At 64.2% G+C, this 17,258-nt stretch carries 19 protein-coding genes; 12 read left to right on the top strand and 7 right to left on the bottom strand.

Annotated features, from left to right (window positions below; translation table 11 throughout):
• The first annotated feature begins 5 nt into the window (after window positions 1-5).
• From XH85_RS32910 to XH85_RS32885, 6 genes are all read left to right on the top strand, one after another.
• Window positions 6-956, top strand: coding sequence for an ABC transporter permease (locus tag XH85_RS32910; RefSeq protein ID WP_128935194.1), 951 nt, complete (start codon window positions 6-8; stop codon window positions 954-956).
• Window positions 943-1,815, top strand: coding sequence for an ABC transporter permease (locus XH85_RS32905; RefSeq protein WP_128935193.1), 873 nt, complete (start codon window positions 943-945; stop codon window positions 1,813-1,815). Before XH85_RS32910 ends, XH85_RS32905 begins: the two co-directional genes overlap by 14 nt.
• Window positions 1,812-2,804 (top strand): ABC transporter ATP-binding protein, encoded by a 993-nt coding sequence (locus tag XH85_RS32900; RefSeq protein WP_128935192.1) that lies wholly within the window; start codon window positions 1,812-1,814, stop codon window positions 2,802-2,804. The genes XH85_RS32905 and XH85_RS32900 overlap by 4 nt, the downstream gene beginning before the upstream one ends.
• Window positions 2,801-3,772 (top strand): ABC transporter ATP-binding protein, encoded by a 972-nt coding sequence (locus XH85_RS32895; protein WP_091892747.1) that lies wholly within the window; start codon window positions 2,801-2,803, stop codon window positions 3,770-3,772. Before XH85_RS32900 ends, XH85_RS32895 begins: the two co-directional genes overlap by 4 nt.
• Before the next feature lie 80 nt (window positions 3,773-3,852).
• Window positions 3,853-4,920, top strand: a complete 1,068-nt coding sequence (locus XH85_RS32890; protein ID WP_128935191.1) for an alcohol dehydrogenase — start codon at window positions 3,853-3,855, stop codon at window positions 4,918-4,920.
• A 134-nt stretch (window positions 4,921-5,054) separates the two neighbouring features.
• Window positions 5,055-6,134 (top strand): isocitrate/isopropylmalate dehydrogenase family protein, encoded by a 1,080-nt coding sequence (locus XH85_RS32885; RefSeq protein ID WP_128935190.1) that lies wholly within the window; start codon window positions 5,055-5,057, stop codon window positions 6,132-6,134.
• Between the two features lie 34 nt (window positions 6,135-6,168).
• Here XH85_RS32885 and XH85_RS32880 read toward each other — a convergent pair whose 3' ends face one another.
• The 4 genes from XH85_RS32880 to XH85_RS32865 form a co-directional block, all read right to left on the bottom strand.
• A complete protein-coding gene (locus XH85_RS32880; protein WP_128935189.1) occupies window positions 6,169-6,456 on the bottom strand; it encodes a hypothetical protein in 288 nt (95 codons plus the stop codon).
• A gap of 105 nt (window positions 6,457-6,561) precedes the next feature.
• Entirely contained in the window at window positions 6,562-7,383 is an 822-nt protein-coding gene (locus tag XH85_RS32875; protein ID WP_128935188.1) for an enoyl-CoA hydratase, read from the bottom strand.
• Between the two features lie 295 nt (window positions 7,384-7,678).
• Window positions 7,679-8,050, bottom strand: a complete 372-nt coding sequence (locus XH85_RS32870; RefSeq protein ID WP_020608151.1) for a helix-turn-helix domain-containing protein — start codon at window positions 8,048-8,050, stop codon at window positions 7,679-7,681.
• A gap of 26 nt (window positions 8,051-8,076) precedes the next feature.
• Window positions 8,077-9,126 carry a LysR family transcriptional regulator gene (locus XH85_RS32865; protein WP_091892753.1) on the bottom strand — a complete coding sequence of 350 codons (1,050 nt, stop codon included), beginning with the start codon at window positions 9,124-9,126 and terminating at the stop codon, window positions 8,077-8,079.
• 481 nt (window positions 9,127-9,607) lie between these two features.
• Between XH85_RS32865 and XH85_RS32855 the strand changes: the two genes are divergently transcribed.
• Window positions 9,608-9,874 (top strand): hypothetical protein, encoded by a 267-nt coding sequence (locus XH85_RS32855; protein WP_091892755.1) that lies wholly within the window; start codon window positions 9,608-9,610, stop codon window positions 9,872-9,874.
• 203 nt (window positions 9,875-10,077) lie between these two features.
• Window positions 10,078-10,809, top strand: coding sequence for a cytochrome c biogenesis CcdA family protein (locus XH85_RS32850; protein ID WP_128935187.1), 732 nt, complete (start codon window positions 10,078-10,080; stop codon window positions 10,807-10,809).
• Window positions 10,810-10,855: 46 nt separating this feature from the next.
• On the opposite strand, the gene XH85_RS32845 is transcribed toward XH85_RS32850, so the two are convergent.
• Both XH85_RS32845 and XH85_RS32840 read right to left on the bottom strand, forming a co-directional pair.
• Window positions 10,856-12,052, bottom strand: coding sequence for a 3-hydroxybenzoate 6-monooxygenase (locus tag XH85_RS32845; protein ID WP_128935186.1), 1,197 nt, complete (start codon window positions 12,050-12,052; stop codon window positions 10,856-10,858).
• A gap of 20 nt (window positions 12,053-12,072) precedes the next feature.
• Complete coding sequence (locus tag XH85_RS32840; RefSeq protein ID WP_164940866.1) at window positions 12,073-12,627, bottom strand: MarR family winged helix-turn-helix transcriptional regulator; 555 nt, start codon at window positions 12,625-12,627, stop codon at window positions 12,073-12,075.
• Window positions 12,628-12,786: 159 nt separating this feature from the next.
• Here XH85_RS32840 and XH85_RS32835 point away from each other — a divergent pair, with 159 nt between their 5' ends.
• The 3 genes from XH85_RS32835 to XH85_RS32825 all read left to right on the top strand — a co-directional run bounded on the left by XH85_RS32835 (window position 12,787) and on the right by XH85_RS32825 (window position 15,713).
• The gene (locus XH85_RS32835) at window positions 12,787-13,854 is read left to right on the top strand and encodes an amidohydrolase family protein (RefSeq protein WP_128935184.1); all 1,068 of its coding nucleotides are present in this window, start codon (window positions 12,787-12,789) and stop codon (window positions 13,852-13,854) included.
• Window positions 13,823-15,181 carry an MFS transporter gene (locus XH85_RS32830; protein WP_128935183.1) on the top strand — a complete coding sequence of 453 codons (1,359 nt, stop codon included), beginning with the start codon at window positions 13,823-13,825 and terminating at the stop codon, window positions 15,179-15,181. Before XH85_RS32835 ends, XH85_RS32830 begins: the two co-directional genes overlap by 32 nt.
• 67 nt (window positions 15,182-15,248) lie before the next feature.
• The gene (locus XH85_RS32825; protein WP_128935182.1) at window positions 15,249-15,713 is read left to right on the top strand and encodes a DoxX family protein; all 465 of its coding nucleotides are present in this window, start codon (window positions 15,249-15,251) and stop codon (window positions 15,711-15,713) included.
• 486 nt (window positions 15,714-16,199) lie between these two features.
• On the opposite strand, the gene XH85_RS32815 is transcribed toward XH85_RS32825, so the two are convergent.
• A complete protein-coding gene (locus XH85_RS32815) occupies window positions 16,200-16,544 on the bottom strand; it encodes a DUF1236 domain-containing protein (RefSeq protein ID WP_128935180.1) in 345 nt (114 codons plus the stop codon).
• Window positions 16,545-16,683: 139 nt separating this feature from the next.
• Here XH85_RS32815 and XH85_RS32810 point away from each other — a divergent pair, with 139 nt between their 5' ends.
• The gene (locus XH85_RS32810; RefSeq protein WP_128935179.1) at window positions 16,684-16,917 is read left to right on the top strand and encodes a hypothetical protein; all 234 of its coding nucleotides are present in this window, start codon (window positions 16,684-16,686) and stop codon (window positions 16,915-16,917) included.
• Window positions 16,918-17,258: the final 341 nt, after the last annotated feature.

The raw sequence follows: 17,258 nt of genomic DNA, 5'->3' as shown, positions 1-17,258 counted from the left end.
GCGCGATGCTGAACTTCGTCGTTCGGCGGCTCCTTGCGATTCTGCCGGTCCTGCTGGCCGTCTCGCTGCTGACCTTCTTGATTGCCTCGCTGCTGCCGGGCGATCTCGCCTTGGTCATCCTCGGCGACCAGGCAACGCCGGAGAATGTCGCGGCGCTGCGCCGTGACATGGGGCTCGACCAACCGCTGTGGTGGCGTTACCTGAGCTGGCTCGGCCATGTCCTGCAGGGCGATCTCGGCCGCTCCTTCCGCACCGGGCAGACGGTGCTCCAGGCGGTGGCCGAGCGCATCCCGGTCTCGCTCCAGCTGATGCTGATGGCCGAGTTCATCGGGCTCGTGATCGGCGTGCCGCTTGCGATCGCCTGCGCCGCGCGCGCCGGCGGCGCCTTCGACCGCTTCATGACCGGCAGCGCCTTCGCCATGCTGTCGATGCCGTCCTTCCTGACCGCGATCCTCCTGATCTATCTGTTCGCGGTCGAGCTGCACTGGCTGCCCGCGACCGGCTATGTGCCGTTCACCGAGGCGCCGCTGGCCAATCTGCGCTTCTTCGTGCTGCCGGCGCTGACATTGGCGCTGGCGGAATGGCCGGGCATCATGCGGGTGCTGCGCTCCGACATGATCGCCACGTTGCAGGAGGATTATATCGCGCTCGCCAAGGCCAAGGGCCTCAAGCCCGCACGCATCCTGTTCGTACATGCGCTCAAGCCCTCGTCGCTGACGCTGGTGACGGTGACCGGGATCAATATCGGCCGTCTGCTCGGCGGCACGCTGATCGTGGAATCGATCTTTGCACTACCCGGAATCGGACGGCTGCTGGTCGGCGCGATCTACACCCGCGACCTCGTCATCCTGCAGGGCGTGGTGCTGCTGGTCGCCTGCGGCTTCGTGCTCGTCAACTTCATCGTCGACATGCTCTACGCCGTGCTTGATCCGAGGATCCGCCATGGCCACGCTTGAGCTCTCGATTCAGGACGAGGCGGCGTCCGCGCCCGTTCGCGGCAGGCGCAAGCTCGGCCTGCTGTTCTGGCTCGCGAGCGGCTGGCTTGCGATCATTCTCGCGCTCGCGATCCTGGCGCCGGTGCTGCCGCTGCAGAACCCGACCGACATGGACATGCTGGAACGCCGCGCGGCGTTCTCCGGCGAGCACTGGCTCGGCACCGACGGGCTCGGCCGCGACGAGCTCGCCCGCCTGATTTTCGGCGCGCGAGTGTCGCTGACGGTCGGGCTGATCGCGCCGATGATCAGCCTTGTATTCGGCGGCGCACTCGGCCTGCTCGCCGGCTATTTCCGCGGCCGGTTCGAGACGCTGGTGGTCGGCAGCATGGACGTGCTGCTGGCCTTTCCGCCGCTGATCTTCGCGCTCGCCGTGACTGCCTATCTCGGCCAATCCGTCCCCAACCTGACCTTGATCCTTGGCGTGCTCGGCATTCCCGCCTTCATGCGCGTGGCGCGTGCGGCGACGCTGACGCTGTCGCGGCGCGAATTCGTGATTGCCGCCGAGGCGCTCGGCGCCAGCCACGCGCGGATCCTGCTGCGCGAGCTTCTGCCGAACGTGATCCTGCCGCTGCTCGCCTTCTTCCTGCTCGGTGTCGCCGTCACCATCGTGGTCGAGGGGGCGCTGTCCTTTCTCGGCCTCGGCGTGCCGCCGCCGATGGCGAGCTGGGGCAGCATGATCGGCGAGGGGCGCGAGAGCCTCGACGTCGCGCCGCGGCTCGCCTTCCTGCCGGCGGCGGCGCTGTTCCTGACCGTGCTGGCTTTCAACCTCGTCGGCGACACCTTGCGGGCCCTGACCGACCCGCGTCAGGGGGCATTGTGAGCGCGCCGCTCTTGACCATCGAGGACGTCGCGGTCGAGCTGCCGACACCGCGCGGCAATTTGCGCGCGGTGGATCACGTCGACCTGTCGCTGGCGGCCGGCCGCACGCTCGGCATCGTCGGCGAATCCGGCTGTGGCAAGACCATGCTGTCGCGCGCGGTGCTTCAACTCCTGCCGAAGAAGGCGAAGCTGACGGGCCGGGTGATGTTCGACGGCGAGGATCTGGTGCGGCTTAATGCGGAACGGCTGCGGCGCCTACGCGGGCGCGATCTCGCGGTCGTGTTCCAGGATCCCATGACCTCGCTCAATCCCGTGCTCACCATCGGCACTCAGTTGATGGAGACGATCCAGGAACATCTCGAGCTGGATGCCCCGGCGGCCAGGAAGCGCAGCATCGAGCTGCTGGCGGCCGTCGGCATTCCGGCACCGGAGCAGCGGCTCGCGCAATATCCGCATCAATGTTCCGGCGGCATGCGCCAGCGCATCGCGATTGCGATCGCGCTGTCCTGCGAGCCGAAACTGCTGATCGCGGACGAGCCGACGACGGCGCTCGACGTCACCATCCAGGCGCAGATTCTCGATCTCCTGGCGCGCGAGCAGCGGCGGCGCCACATGGCGATGATCATCATCACCCATGATCTCGGCGTCGTCGCCGGCCGCGCCGACGAGGTCGCCGTGATGTATGCGGGCAGGGTGGTCGAGCGCGCGCCGACGCCGACGCTGTTCAAGCGCATGCACATGCCCTACACCGAGGCGCTGCTGGCGGCGATCCCGAAGCTTGAGACCGCGCCGCATACGCCGCTGCCTGCGATCTCCGGCCGTCCGCCCGACCCGACGCGGCCGCTGCGTGGCTGCTCCTTTGCGCCGCGCTGCCGTTATGCCGCGGGGCGCTGTCACGAGGCCAAGCCGGAGCTGAAGAGCGCGGAGGTGCCGGGGCATCTCTATGCCTGCTTCCATCCGATCCAGATGGCCGAGGGGATCGGCGCATGATGCAGCTTGCCGTGCGCCCCGAGCCGCTGCTGAACGTCGACAATCTCGTCGTCGAATATGGTCTCGGCAACAAGACGGTGCATGCCGTCTCCGGTGTCAGCCTTCAGGTCGCACGCGGCGAGACGCTGGGGCTGGTCGGTGAATCCGGCTGCGGCAAGTCGACGCTGGGGCGCGCGGTCCTGCAGTTGCGCCGCGCCAAATCCGGGCGGGTGATGTTCGACGGCGAGGATCTGACGGCGATGGAGGGCGAGGCGCTGCGCAAGATGCGCCGCCGCGTGCAGCTGATCTTTCAGGATCCTATCGCCTCGCTCAATCCGCGCCGGCGCATTGGCGACATCGTCGCCGAACCGCTGATCATCGCCGGCGTCAAGGATGCTGCCGAGCGCAAGCGGCGCGTTCACGAGGTGCTTTCCGCGGTCGGGCTCGACCCTGATATCGTGGCGGGTCGTCTGCCACATGAATTCTCCGGCGGGCAGTGCCAGCGCATCTGCATCGCGCGGTCGCTGGTGCTCAATCCTGAGTTCATCGTCTGCGACGAGCCGGTGTCGGCGCTCGACGTCTCCATCCGCGCGCAGATTCTCAATCTGCTGGAGGAGATGAAGGCGCGCTTCGGCCTGACGCTGCTGTTCATCGCGCATGATCTCGCGGTGGTCAAAGCGGTCAGCGACCGCGTCGCGGTGATGTATCTCGGCCGGCTCTGCGAGGTCGGGCCGTCGGAACAATTGTTCGCAAAGCCGGCGCATCCCTATACCGGGTTGCTGTTGCAGGCGATCCCGGTGCCTGATCCGGATGTGCGTCCCGTTGAGAGTGTAGCGAGTGGCGAGCCGCCATCGCCGATTGCGCCGCCGTCCGGCTGCCGCTTCCGCACCCGCTGTCCGCGGGCCGATCAGCGATGCAGCGCGGAGATACCGGAGTTGCGTGAAATCGCGCCCGGCCAGTTCGCGGCTTGCCATCATCCGCTGGCCTAAACTAAGACGGTCGGGGTTTGTCTCGCCTCGCCGGTCGTGGCATGCTGGCGCGACAACAAGAACATGCCGGGAGGACGTCGATGAAGAGCTTCAAGGTTGCCGATTTCAAGGCGCCGCTGCAGGAGGTCGACGAGGCCACGCCGCAGCCCTCGGGCACCCAGGTTCTGATCAAGGTGAAGGCGGCCGGCGTCTGCCACAGCGACCTCCACATCTGGGAAGGCGGCTACGATCTCGGTCACGGCCGCAAGCCGCTGTCGCTGAAGGACCGCGGCATCAATTTGCCGCTGACCATGGGCCACGAGACCGTCGGCGAAGTCCTCGCCTTCGGGCCCGACGTAAAGCCGACCGACCAGGGCGACCTCAAGCTCGGCGATGTCGGCCTGGTCTATCCCTGGATCGGCTGCGGCAAATGCGCCACCTGCCTTGGCGGCGAGGAGAACATGTGCCTGACGCCGCGCTCGCTCGGCGTCTATTGCGATGGCGGTTATGCCGACCATATGCTGGTGCCGCATCCGCGCTATCTGCTCAATCTACGAGGGCTCGACCCCGCGACGACCGCGCCCTATGCCTGCTCGGGCGTCACCACCTACAGCGCGCTGAAGAAGGTCGAGCAGCATTTCGACACGCCGATCGTGATGTTCGGCGCCGGCGGCCTCGGCCTAATGGCGCTGTCGCTGCTGAAAGCGATGGGCGGCAAGGGCGCGATCATGGTCGATATCGATGCGAAGAAGCGCGAAGCGGCGGAAAAGTCCGGTGCGCTCGCGACGGTCGATCCCAAGGCCCCGGATGCGCTGGAGCAACTCGCGAAGAAGGCGGGCGGGCCGATCCGCGCCGTGATCGACCTCGTCGGCAATGCCGCGACGACGCAGCTCGGTTTCGACTGCCTGACCAAGGGCGGCAAGCTCGTCATCGTCGGCTTGTTCGGCGGCGGTGCGACCTGGGCGCTGCCGCTGATTCCGATCAAGGCCGTGACGATCCAGGGCAGCTATGTCGGCAATTTGCGTGAGACGCAGGAATTGCTCGATCTGGTGCGAGCGAAGAAAGTGCCGCCGATCCCGGTGACGACGGTGCCGCTCGCCAGGGCCAACGACGCGCTGCTGCAGTTGCAGCAGGGCGCGGTGGTCGGACGCACCGTGCTGACGCCATAACGAACGCTCTCTCCTCCGTCATTGCGAGGAGCGAAGCGACGAAGCAATCCAGACTGCCCCAGCGGAAAGATTCTGGATTGCTTCGCTTCGCTCGCAATGACGACTTGGCTAACTCCTCCTTCCTTGAGGCTCTTATGTCCGCAAATAACGCCTTCCACATTGCCGTGCTCGCCGGTGACGGCATCGGTCCCGAAGTCATGGCGCCGGCGATCGAGGTGCTGCGCAAGATCGAACAGAAATCGGATTTGCGCTTCCGATTCACGGAGGCCCCGGCCGGCGCCAACAATTATCTCGCCACCGGCAAGTCGATGCCTGACACCACCATCAAGCTGTGCGAGGAGGCGGATGCGATCCTGTTAGGTGCCTGCGGCCTGCCTTCGGTGCGCTACCCCGACAACACCGAGATCGCGCCGCAGATCGAGCTGCGCTTCATCTTCGATCTCTATGCCGGCGTGCGTCCGGCGCGGCTCATTCCGGGCGTGCCGAGCCCAATCGTCGGCGCCGACCGGCGCGGCATTGATCTCGTTGTGATCAGGGAGTCCACCGAAGGCCTGTTTGCCTCGATGGGCAAGGGCGTCGTCACCCATGAGGATGCGCGCGAGACCATGGTGATCACACGCAAGACGTCCGAACGCCTGTTCGAGTTCTCGTTTCGCCTTGCCGAGCGGCGCAAGGCGCGCGGCAAGCCCGGTGCGCTCACCTGCGTCGACAAGGCGAACGTGTTCAAGGCCTTCGCCTTCTTCCGCGGCATCTTCGACGAGATCGCCAAAAAGCATCCCGAGGTGAAGACCGACCGGCTCTATGTCGATGCCTGCTCGGCGATGCTGGTGAAGCGGCCCTGGGATTTCGACGTGATGGTGATGGAGAACATGTTCGGCGATATCGTCTCCGACATCACCGCGAGCCTGATCGGCGGCCTCGGCATGGCGCCGTCGGCCGACATTGGCGACAAGTATGCGGTGTTTCAGCCGTGCCACGGCACCGCGCCTGACATCATGGGGCAGGGCAAGGCCAATCCCACCGGCATGATCCTGTCGGCAGCGCTGATGCTGGACTGGCTCGCCGACAAGCATGGCGTCGAGAGCGCGACGGAGGCCGGCGAGACGATCGAGCGTGCGGTAGACAAGGTCTACGCCGGCGGCATCAAGCCGATGGAGTTCGGCGGCAACAACGGCACGGCGGACATCACGAAAGCGGTACTCGCGGCGCTGTAGTCAAGGAAAAAGGGGCCCGCAGGCCCCCTGTCGTTCACCAGTGGCGCCAGTGGTGGTAGCGGTGACCCCAGCCCCACGGACGCGGGCCGTAGAAGCGTCGCGGGCCGCCATAATAGCCGTAGGCGCCGTAGTAGTTCGGACGCCACCAGCAGCGGCCCCACGGGTTACAGACCCAGCGCACCTGATCGACATCGGCGGCGGGACCGCCTGCAATCTTGTCCGCCTGCGGGATGCCGTTCGGCATTGCCGCGAGAGCGGGACCCGAAGCGAGCGCCGCACCGCCCAAGGCAGCCAGACCGAGAACAGCAAATTTGAGTTTCATCGCAATCTCCCTCGTTGGTGGCGAGAGAACTTTCGACAGATCAACTGGTTGCTATCGCGGTGCGTGCGCGTGGGAAATTTAATCTTCCTGAACGAAGGTTCAGTTTCACCGCCCTTGGAACTTGGGTCTGCGCTTTTCCATGAAGGCCTGCCGGCCCTCGCGGAAATCCTGGGAGTCCATGCAGGCGTTGCCGATCGCCTTGATCGTGTCTATGTCGCGCTGGCTCTCGTCCTTCAGAACCTGCGCGATGGTGATCTTGGCGGCCTTGATGGCGAGCGGCGCGTTTTCGGAAATGGTCTGCGCGATTCCCATGGTCTCGCCCCAGAGCTGGTCGTCGGGGATCACGCGCTCGACGAGGCCAATGCGCAGCGCCTCAGAGGAATCGATGCGCATGCCCGTGTACATCAACAGGCGCGCCCAGGACGGGCCGACCAGAGACACCAGGTGACGCAAGCCGTCATAGCCATAGGCGATGCCGAGCCTGGCGGCGGGAATGCCGAACTGGCTGTCGTGCGAAGCGATGCGGATGTCGGCAAGCATCGCGACCTGCATGCCGCCGCCTAGGCAAAAACCCTGGATGCAGGCGATGGTCGGCTTGGGATAGTTGGCGAGCAGCGCGCGCTGGGCGGCGCTGCGCTTGGCGTACTCCTCGGACGCCGCTGCATTGTGCCTGACCTTCTCGAACTGGCTGATGTCGGCGCCCGAGACGAACGCCTTGCCGCCGGCGCCGCGCAGGATTACGACCCGCACCGTCTCGTCGTCGCGCAGGCTGGTCAGTGCCTCGCCAAATCCCTCCCACATCTCCAGCGACATCGCGTTGCGCTTTTCGGGATTGTTGAAGGTGATCACGCCGACGCCGCGGGTCGTGTGCTTGAGGATCTTGCCGTCGGCGTAAGCCGTTTCGGTCGTGCTGGACATGTCGGACATCGCGCGCTCGCTGATCGTTGGCGAGGCAATGTGCGGCGCGGGCGCCACCGCGGTCAACCGGAGCCGGGGTAGGCGAGCTTGCATCCGCCTGTGCTGCGATTGCATGGCGCGCGCGAAGTTCGGCGCATGGCAGCAGATCGCCAAGAAAAAGGGGCGACTAGACCGCCCCGAGAAAGACCGCGCGCAAGCGCGCGGGCGCAGACATATCTTCTCGTCCGGCCTCGTCCAATCCGGCCGCGCCCCCGCGACGCGGCGGATTGAACGTCGGCCGCAAAGGCCGGACCGTCGATCGATATCAGCTTTCGTTCGCTGCGATCGATTCCATCAGCGAGACGAGCTGACGCTGCACCGTCTGATCCTTGATCTTGCTGTAGGCGCGCAGCAGCCGGAGGCTGAAGGCGCTGTCGAGGAAGAGCAGGCTCTCCACTTCGCGCGCCTTGTTGTCGCCGTCATAGAAGAAGGTCACGGGCACATCGAGGGCGGAGGCGATCTGCTGAAGCCTGGCCGCGCCGACGCGATTGACGCCCTTCTCGTATTTCTGCACCTGCTGGAAGCTGACGCCCAGCTTCTCGCCCAGCTCGGCCTGCGAGATCTTCATTTCGACTCGCCGCAAACGGATCCGCTTGCCAAGCTCAATGTCCGGCTTGCCGGCACTGCGCTGCTTCATTCTCTTCGCCGCTGCTTTCATACTTCTCACCGTTGTTCTTCGGTTGAAAATCCCCCGAAGAGCTGGGTCAGGGGTTCGCCCATATACGAGTCCTTGAATTCATGCGGATGCACGAACTCCTCCTTAAACCACGGGAAGCGAGCCGGATTGAAAGCCTCGATCAGCCAGTCAATCATGTGCCGCACGCGCGGAATCCGTCCGCTACCGGGATGGTAGGACAGCCAGATATCCAGCGGTCGGTTCAGCTCGACCTCCAGTGGAATCAACTTCCCGCCAAGCGCAATGGCGTAGCTCGGGAATACGCCGATTCCGGCGCCATTCGCGACCGCCCAGTAGTTGGCGCTCGAGACGTTGGTTTTCATGACCAGAAGGTCACGTTCCGAAACGCCCGGGAAGAAGCTCTCGAAAGATTCCTTGGCGGCGAGCTGGTCGGCGAATTGCAGCACCAGGCGATGCTTGATCAATTCCGCTGCCGAGCGCGGCGCGCCGTGTTTTGCGATGTATTTCTCTGAGGCCCAGAACATCAGATGCATGCGGCCGAGCCGCACCAGCTTGACGTCGAGCGCCGAGGGACGTGACAGATGGATAGCGACGTCGGCTTCGTGGCGGGAGACGTCGGCCGAGCGCATCGCGCAATGCAGGTCGACCAGGATCTTCGGATAGGCTTGCTGGAATTCGACCAGCCGCGGGGCAAGCCAGAACGTCCCAAGTCCCTCGGTGACGGCGACGCGGACTTCGCCGGACAGGGCGTTGACCGTCGAATCGCTGGTCCGCATCACGTCGAAGGCCGCCGCCTCCATGCGCTCGACGGCAGAGACCACGATCGCGCCTTCATCGGTCAGATGGGTGCCGTGGACGTCGCGGGTGAACAGGGTGGTGCCGGTCTGACGCTCGAAATCATCGATCCGGCGACGGACGGCGTTGATCGACAGGGACAGACGTTCGGCCGCCGAGCGGAAACTTCCACATCGGACGACTTCCAGGAATATGCGGGCCGCGTCCCAATCGGAGAGGCCGCTGATATTTATCTTCGGGCGTTCTTCCAACGGAACGCCCCTTTCCGCCAAGGAGTGCATACAATTCCCTTTGGTTTGCTAAACTGGCAGAATCTGGCGCAAACTACAACCACGGCGGGTTGCGGGGGTGATGAGTTTTGAACGTCATCCTTACTGCGGCGCGAGCGGTATTTGAGTGCTGCCAGGGCTGGGATCGGGCAGCCTGTTGCCCGTTTGAGGGGTATCGCGTGAGTTCCGTTGCAAGCCTCGAGATGGCTGCGGGATTGTCGGCGCTGTCCGCAGTGGACATTCCTGCGCAACAGCGGTTGCCGTGGTCCCGGATGGAGCAATCGCAGCGCACGAAGCGTCTTGTCCCGAATCGCTCCGACGATTGCCAACGGCGTCGTGGCACGATGTTGGCGGGAACCGCGGTTTCATCGCAGAAACACACTGAAATCATGTTCAGAGGCTCAGCGGCCTCGTGCTATCCTTGCCGCTCCACGGGGGCCGCAGGGGTCGTCACAGACAATTCTCGCAGGCCGAATTAACGGAAAGAACGCTTGTGTCGCATTCAGACGAACAGTTGCAGTCGGTCCTGGAAACGCTCGAAGAGTGCCGCAGGGTTCTCAATGCGAGCAACAGCCGCGACTCGGCCGAGCTGCTGTCCATGGTCATCCTCGACGTCAGGATGAAGCTCAAAGGAATTGACGATGCCGATCTCAAGGCATTGTGCGACGAAATGCTGCGGAGCGCTGCGAGCGAACCGCGGTCCCCTTCCAAGCAGACGCAGGACCAGCCCCGGCGTCCGCTGCTCCGCGTGGTGAAGTAGCCGCGCCGCCGAGTCTCGCTTTTTGGGGAGATTTGTGCGCGTCCCGATGCCGCATCTGTGATCACGGACGGCATCGGGAGGAGCCCTGGTTTCGCGCGCCTCTGTTGCGCATTCCGAGCCATCGGTTACACCAGAGCCGGTTCGGCTCCGGTCCGCGCGCTCCCCGCGCGTCGTGTCGGGCCTGAGATGGCTCCGATTGCATCATGCAAAATGTTTCGATCCCGGCGGCGCTGATTGCCGGCCTCGTCAGCTTCCTCTCGCCCTGCGTCCTGCCCTTGGTTCCGCCCTATCTGATCTACCTCACGGGGGCCACGATCGAGCATGTCGAGAGCGACGAGCCGGCCGCGGCCTCCAAGCGCGCGATCTTGATGTCGGCGCTCTTGTTCGTGCTCGGCTTCTCCACCGTGTTCGTGGCGCTCGGCGCCAGTGCCTCGCTGATCGGCGGCCTGATCCGCGCCTGGTCGGCCGAGCTGTCGATCCTCGCCGGCATCGTCATCATCATCATGGGCCTGCATTTCCTGGGACTGACGCGGATCGGCCTGTTGATGCGCGAGGGCCGGCTGCCGATCCCCAATCCCGTCGGGCTCTGGGGCGCCTACATCATGGGGCTCGCCTTTGCGTTCGGCTGGACGCCCTGCATCGGCCCGATCCTCGCCGCCATCCTGTCGATCGCCGCGGCGGAAGCGACGGTCACCAAGGGCGCCGGCCTGCTCGCCGTCTATTCCGCGGGCCTCGGCATTCCCTTCCTCATCGCCGCCCTGATGATCGAGCAGTTCTCCGCGCTGTTCGCGCGGATGAAGGGCCAGCTCGTCAATGTCGAGCGCGCCATGGGCGTGTTGATGGTGATCACCGGCATCGGCTTCCTCACCGGCGCGGTTTCGAATGTGAGCATCTGGCTGCTGGAGACGTTCCCGGCGTTGCAGACGATCGGCTAGAGCGGGATCGGCGAGCTGCAACGGCTCCAGGACCGCCCGGGTCTTTTCACGAAGCCGGCGCCCGTTCCGGGAACGGCGACTGATAGAGCCAGGCGAGATTCTCGCAGAAGCGCTCCAGGCTTGTCTCGCGTATGAGCTGATTGCGCAGCAGCGCGTGGACTCCGGCCGGATGATAGACGTGATCGCCGAGTTCCCGGGCCTGAAGCTGGACCCGCGCAGTGCGCAGCATCCGGGCATTCCTGTATTGGTCCAGCGCGTGGGCGACATCGCCTTCCGTCTCGTCGAGTTCGTCCGCGAGGCAGACGGCATCTTCCAGCGCCATGCAGGCCCCTTGCGCGAAATATTGCAGCATCGGATGCGCAGCATCGCCCAGGAGAGCGACGCGCCGGTCGATCCAGCGATCGGTCGGATCGCGATCGCAGGTCACCCACGCCTTCCAGTCCCTTCCATGATGAATGATCGCCTTGGCGCGAGGGTGCACGTCCCGAAAACCTTCGAGCACCTCCTCGTGGGTCACGGGCCTTGCCGCAAACGCCTCGACGGGATCGTTATGGCAGGTAATTGCGAGATTGAACACCTTCCAGCCCGAGAGCGGATAATGCACGAGATGGCACTTGGCGCCGGCCCACAATGTCGCGGCGTTCCAGCGCAGATCCTCCGGCATCTGCTCGGTCGGGATCACTGAACGATAGGTGGTGTGGCCGGCGACCCGCGGCGCGCCGTCGGCGACCATCTGCTGGCGAATGCGGGAGCGAAGTCCGTCCGCGCCAACCACGAGGCACCCGGTGACACGCTCACCAGACTTGAGCAGTGCCGTTGCCGAAGCATCGTTCTGCTCGTAGCCGATGACATCGCAATCGGACCGCAGCGTGACGTGGGGGTGCGCCTCGCAGGCGCGCACGAAGATGCCGTGAAGATCGCCGCGATGGACCACGGCATAGGGATTGCCAAAGCGTTGCCGGAAATAGCTGGTCAGATCGACGCTGGTGATCTCTTCCGCCGAGATCGCATCCATCAGCCGCAGCTGGTCGATGAAGACGGCGATCGATCGTGCGGCATCACCGAGTGCGAGTCGGTCGAAGGCGTGGAATGCGTTGGGACCAAGCTGGATGCCGGCGCCGATCTCCTGATAGCGCGGTGCGCGTTCCAGGACGGTGACGTGAAAACCCTTCCGCGCCAGCGCGATCGCGGCCGCAAGTCCGCCGATGCCGCCGCCGACAATGATGATGGGATCCTGTCGCATGTCCTCTCCTCGGTGGTTTCCTATTTTCTTGATGTCCTGGCACGCGGCTGCCTCGCCTTGCCGCGTGCCTCCGGCTGCTCGTCAAGAACGTCCTTCGGCCGCGCCGATGGGGGCACCTTGATCAATCCGGCTTCGACTTCCTGCTCGAGCCGATCGATATTCTTGTAGAGCTCGACCAGCACGCGCTTGAGCTCCGCCGCTTCCTTGGCGGACATGCTGCCGGTTGCGACTTCTTCATAATAGGCGGCGAGCGGCATGAGCCGCCCTGCCAGCTCAGCACCTTTGGGCGTCAGGACGACCTGGAGGCTGCGCTGATCGTTCTCAGGCCGGTCGCGTGTCAAAAGGCCGGTGCGGCTCATCTCCGCGACGATGCGCGACAGGGTGGACACGTCGGCCGACGTCAGTTCGGCGATCTCTCCAAGGCGCAACGGATGGCCCTGCTCTGACAGTGCGGCCAGCACGCGGTACATCGGAAGCGTCAACTTCTCGTGACGGATCACGCGCGCGAAGAGGTCGCCCATGCGAACGCCGAGCCGGGCGAGCAGATAGGGCAGCGAATTCGAAAATCGATACATGGACTTGGATCCTGGCGGGAGAACTCCGCCCGGAATAAGGGTCAACCTTCGCATATGCAATATTTGCGTATACATCATTTGCAAATACAACTTTATCATTGACAAGTATTTGCGCCCGGTGCTTTGCTTTGTCAACGTCAGAATTGAAGGGACGACGCCATGCAGGGAAAGATCGCGCTCGAGGAGCACTTCGCGCTTCGGGAGACTGTTCAGGACAGCGCGGGCTTCGCGCCGGCCGACGACTGGCGCGAGCTGGAAGCGCGGCTGCTCGATATCCACGACCGCCGGCTCGCGGAGATGGACGGTCACGGAATCGAGATAATGCTGCTGTCGCTGAACGCGCCGGCCGTCCAGGCCATTCCCGACCGCAGCCGTGCGCTGGAGCTGTCACGCCGTGCCAACGACTTCCTCGCCGAGCAGGTCGCGAAGCGGCCGGACCGCTTCCAGGGCCTTGCAGCACTGCCGATGCAGGATCCCGACGCGGCCGCGCGCGAGCTCGATCGCAGCGTCGGCACGCTTGGATTTCGCGGGGCGCTCGTCAACGGCTTCAGCGAGCTCGCCGGCACCGATCATGCGATCTATTATGACCGCAAGGAGTTCTGGCCGTTCTGGTCGGAAGTCGAACGCCTCGGCATTCCCTTCTATCTGCACCCGCGCAATCCGCTGCCGAAAGACTCGGCGATCTATGAAGGGCATCGCTGGCTGCTGGGACCGACCTGGGCGTTTGGGCAGGAGACTGCGGTCCACGCCCTGCGCTTGATGGGCTCCGGACTGTTCGACGCGCATCCGCGGCTCCAGATCATTCTCGGTCACATGGGGGAGGGTCTGCCGTACTCGATGTGGCGGGTCGACAACCACAACAAGTGGATGCGGACCCAGAATGCCTATCCCGCGCGGCGCAAGATCGCCGACTATTTCCGGGAGAATTTCTACATCACCACATCGGGCAACTTCCGCACCCAGACGCTGATCGACGCAATCCTGGAGATCGGTGCCGACCGCATTCTCTTCTCGGCCGACTGGCCGTTCGAGAACATCGATCATGCCGCCGACTGGTTCGACAGCGCGGCGATTTCCGAAGGCGACCGCATCAAGATCGGCCGCGACAATGCGCGTGCCCTGTTCGGGCTCGGCAAAGCAACGACCCAATCTGCCGCAGAGCAGAACGTGTCAGCAATCCCAATGGAGGAAACCCGTGAGCTTCTCGTCCGAAATCGACGTGCATGAGGAATTGTCCGGCGCTCCGATCGGCCCGTTCCACAAGCTGCTCGGCATCCTGATCACGCTCATCACGCTGTTCGACGGCTATGACACCTTCAATCCCGCCTATGTCATCCATTACGTGGTCCAGCCCTGGGGACTCCGGCCAAGCCAAGCGGGGTTTCTGGTGAGCTCGGGTCTCGTCGGCTTTCTGTTCGGGGCGATCAGTCACGGCAGCGTGGCCGACCGTTTCGGCCGGCGTGGCACACTGCTCGCAGGATTGTGGGTCGTCAACGTCTTCACATTGCTGACGGCCGTGCTGGCGAACGATTTCTGGAGCTACTGCGCTCTTCGCTTCGTCACCGGGCTCGGTCTCGGCGTGCTGCTGCCGCTCGGCACGACCTTCATCAACGAGCTCGCGCCCAAGCGTGTCAGCAACACGTTTTCGCTGTGGGGCGTGACGCTGGGCTGGTCGCTCGGCGGCGTCTGCGCCGGTCTCGTCGGCGTATTCCTGACGCCGCAGCACGGCTGGCAGATCCTCTACTACGTTGGCGCGCTGTCGATCCCGCTGACTTTCGTGGCACACGCCATCCTGCCGGAAAGTCCGCAATTCCTGGCGACCCGATCGCGGGTCCCGGAGTTGCGTGCGCTGCTGGCACGGCTGCGGCCCGAGCGGGCGGCCGCCTACCAGAATGCGTCATTCGCATCGGATGACGGTACGCGGCCGCAGAGCACGATTGGGGCATTGCTGAGCCCGCGCTATCGCCGCGTTTCGCTGACCATCTGGATCACCGCGTTTCTCAGCCTGTTCGCGATCTTCGGTCTCACCGGGTGGATTCCGACGGTCATGCTCAAGCGCGGCGAGACCTTCGCGGCATCATTCGGCTTCGGTGCCTTGATGCAGGCGATGTCGTTCATCGGCGGCCTCACGCTCGCAATGCTGGCCGATCGCAATTTCTCGCTGACGCCACGTTATCTCGCGACCTGGTGGCTGACCGGCGGAATTGCCGTACTGGCGCTCGTCTTCGTCAGCGGTCATGGCGTCAATCTCGCCATCGTCGCCGTTGCGGGCTTCTGCATCATCGGCGCCCAGCACGTGCTCAACAATTTCACCGCCGGGTCATACGAGACCTGTTTCCGCGCCAGCGGCGTCGGAATGGAATTGGGCATCGGCCGGGTGGGAGCGATCCTCGGTCCCTATGTCATCGGTCTGTTGCAGCAGGCGACCGGCGGCCCCGACGCTGTGTTCTGGGCGATCGGCGGCGCGTCCATCGTCGGTGCGCTGGCGATCGGATCGCTCAGTGCTGCCGCAGCAAATCGTCTGCCGCGCGCCGATATCGCACCCGCGGAGTGATGAGGCGGGCCGATCGACAATCACCGGCCGCGCCTTGACTGGCCAGCTTCACCAAAGGAGATCCGAAATGCCGACATCCACTCGTTCCGCTGCGACCGCAGGCGCGTTCGACGCCTGGGTACTTCTGTTCGCACGCGTCGCGATTGCGCCGCTGTTTCTCTACAGCGGCATCGGAAAGGTGATGGCATTTGCCACGACCGCGGGCCGGCTTCCCGGCGGCGCCGAGGGATTCGGCGCGGTGCTGGCCGCTGGCGCGATTGCAGTCGAACTCGGAGGCGGCACGGCCCTGCTGCTAGGCCTGTTTGCGCGCCCGGCGGCGGCGGTCCTGATCCCGTTCACCATCGTCGCCACGCTGATGTTTCACAATTTCTGGGCCGCTCCCGAGGCGCAGGTCGTGATGCAGACCATCAACTTCCTGAAGAATCTCGGGCTGCTGGGCGCCCTTGCGCTCATCGCCTTTTACGGGCCGGGCATCCATGCCGTGCAAGCGGCCATCAAGCCGGGCTCCAAAGGTGCTCCCGAGCTCTCGTAATTCTTAGCTACGCCGACGAGCTGACCGCGAAGCGCGCCAGGCCTTGCGGTCCACATGAGTGATCTTCATCGTCGATATCCTTTTCGTCCATTCAACGCGTCTCGTCCAGCACGCACGTCACCGCGCCGGAAGCCTGCTTGCCGACTGTCTCGCTCGGGTTCGGCGCGCGTGCGAATACAATGCCCTTGGTATCGAGCAGGGATACCGTCCAAAGCCGGTGGCGCCGGATTATGGTTTTGGCAAGACCATAAGGGCAGCACTTGCCCGGCGCCACGATTTTCGCATCTGCGAGCAGTCCGGGAGAAGATTTTGCGATGCAGTCGGGGCCGAGGTCAGATCATCGCGATCGCGGTCAATAGCAGACACGTGGCGTAGACAGCTGCCAGACTGAGCCCGACGATCCGGGCCTCTCGATGCGATTTCATACGGTCAACTCCAGGTCGGCGGCCGCCGTTGGGGAGCAGCCGCCCGGAGGTCGCGTCGCGATCAATCGATTTCCTGAACGACCACGCGTGAGCCCGGATCCACCAGCATCACGCGATCGCCGGAATAAACGTAGCGATACTTCGTCAGTGAGGGACCCCAATCCGTCGGAACGGCCTCAAGCTCGACGTCGGTCGGCACCGTCGCACCGACGATGATCTTTTCCTTCGTCACCACCGGACGAACGCGGTGCTCGGTGATGTAGGATTTGATCTTGGTGCGGTACTCCGGCTCGATCTGAACTGCCGCCGCATGACCGGTTCCAGTGGTGGTCACCACGGTGGACTGCGCGAACGCGCCGGTCGAAATCAGGACCGCCGCGGCGGACAGCAGGAACAGCTTTTTCATCTTATCCTCCTCACAGGAATATGCGCCGCAACAACATCTCACCATGCGCGCCGTTCCTCCCGCGTAGGAACAAATTGCTATTTTTTCCCGTTTCTGAATCGACCGGGCCCGGAAGCTCGGGAAATTGGAGGAGGAGATAATGACGCTGAGAATAGCGAGTGCAGCGCTGATGGTTGCTGCATTGTCCTTGCCGGCCTTTGCGGCCGACGAGTTCTACGTGGTCCAGGACGTGAAGACCAAGAAGTGCACCATCGTCGACAAGAAGCCGACAGACGCCTCCATGACCGTGGTCAGCCCGTCGGGCACGGTCTACAAGACGCGCACCGAGGCTGAGAGCGGCATGAAGACCGTCAAGGTCTGCACATCCAATTAGGAAGAATGTGATGCCCGTGATCCCCGTATTTATTCTCTGGGCCGTGCCAGCGATCATTGTGATCGGCGGCGGCATCTATCTGATTGGTCACATGCACTAGGCCTGTCGAGGAAGGCGAGCGGGCCTCTGCGTGCAGCGCACAGGTCCGCAAGTCTGCCGTTTCTACGAGAGCGGGAGGCCGCCTATGCGGCCCCGCACGCCAGCAGGAGTGCGAGTTGCAGTGCAACAGGTCGTGGGGGCGTCGCTCTGCGACGAAGAGTGCCTCCGGCGTGCGCGAAATGACTTCCGTCCCGCCGTCGTTTTTCATACGCTCCCCGAACGCTGGCCGTTAACCGGCTGCG

The sequence above is a fragment of the Bradyrhizobium zhanjiangense genome (genome assembly GCF_004114935.1).
Taxonomy (GTDB): Bacteria; Pseudomonadota; Alphaproteobacteria; order Rhizobiales; family Xanthobacteraceae; genus Bradyrhizobium; species Bradyrhizobium zhanjiangense.
Note: the sequence above shows the minus strand (reverse complement) of the source record. Positions and strands in the feature narration are given on the sequence as shown.

What these genes read in the sequence shown, in the direction of transcription:
- XH85_RS32850 (WP_128935187.1), top strand. Translation starts at nt 10,078, where the DNA reads ATGCAAAATGTTTCGATCCCGGCGGCGCTGATTGCCGGCCTCGTCAGC.
- XH85_RS32815 (WP_128935180.1), bottom strand. Translation starts at nt 16,544, where the DNA reads ATGAAAAAGCTGTTCCTGCTGTCCGCCGCGGCGGTCCTGATTTCGACC.
- XH85_RS32870 (WP_020608151.1), bottom strand. Translation starts at nt 8,050, where the DNA reads ATGAAGCAGCGCAGTGCCGGCAAGCCGGACATTGAGCTTGGCAAGCGG.
- XH85_RS32890 (WP_128935191.1), top strand. Translation starts at nt 3,853, where the DNA reads ATGAAGAGCTTCAAGGTTGCCGATTTCAAGGCGCCGCTGCAGGAGGTC.
- XH85_RS32810 (WP_128935179.1), top strand. Translation starts at nt 16,684, where the DNA reads ATGACGCTGAGAATAGCGAGTGCAGCGCTGATGGTTGCTGCATTGTCC.
- XH85_RS32840 (WP_164940866.1), bottom strand. Translation starts at nt 12,627, where the DNA reads ATGTATCGATTTTCGAATTCGCTGCCCTATCTGCTCGCCCGGCTCGGC.
- XH85_RS32875 (WP_128935188.1), bottom strand. Translation starts at nt 7,383, where the DNA reads ATGTCCGACATGTCCAGCACGACCGAAACGGCTTACGCCGACGGCAAG.
- XH85_RS32895 (WP_091892747.1), top strand. Translation starts at nt 2,801, where the DNA reads ATGATGCAGCTTGCCGTGCGCCCCGAGCCGCTGCTGAACGTCGACAAT.
- XH85_RS32845 (WP_128935186.1), bottom strand. Translation starts at nt 12,052, where the DNA reads ATGCGACAGGATCCCATCATCATTGTCGGCGGCGGCATCGGCGGACTT.
- XH85_RS32885 (WP_128935190.1), top strand. Translation starts at nt 5,055, where the DNA reads ATGTCCGCAAATAACGCCTTCCACATTGCCGTGCTCGCCGGTGACGGC.
- XH85_RS32880 (WP_128935189.1), bottom strand. Translation starts at nt 6,456, where the DNA reads ATGAAACTCAAATTTGCTGTTCTCGGTCTGGCTGCCTTGGGCGGTGCG.
- XH85_RS32910 (WP_128935194.1), top strand. Translation starts at nt 6, where the DNA reads ATGCTGAACTTCGTCGTTCGGCGGCTCCTTGCGATTCTGCCGGTCCTG.
- XH85_RS32825 (WP_128935182.1), top strand. Translation starts at nt 15,249, where the DNA reads ATGCCGACATCCACTCGTTCCGCTGCGACCGCAGGCGCGTTCGACGCC.
- XH85_RS32865 (WP_091892753.1), bottom strand. Translation starts at nt 9,126, where the DNA reads ATGCACTCCTTGGCGGAAAGGGGCGTTCCGTTGGAAGAACGCCCGAAG.
- XH85_RS32905 (WP_128935193.1), top strand. Translation starts at nt 943, where the DNA reads ATGGCCACGCTTGAGCTCTCGATTCAGGACGAGGCGGCGTCCGCGCCC.
- XH85_RS32835 (WP_128935184.1), top strand. Translation starts at nt 12,787, where the DNA reads ATGCAGGGAAAGATCGCGCTCGAGGAGCACTTCGCGCTTCGGGAGACT.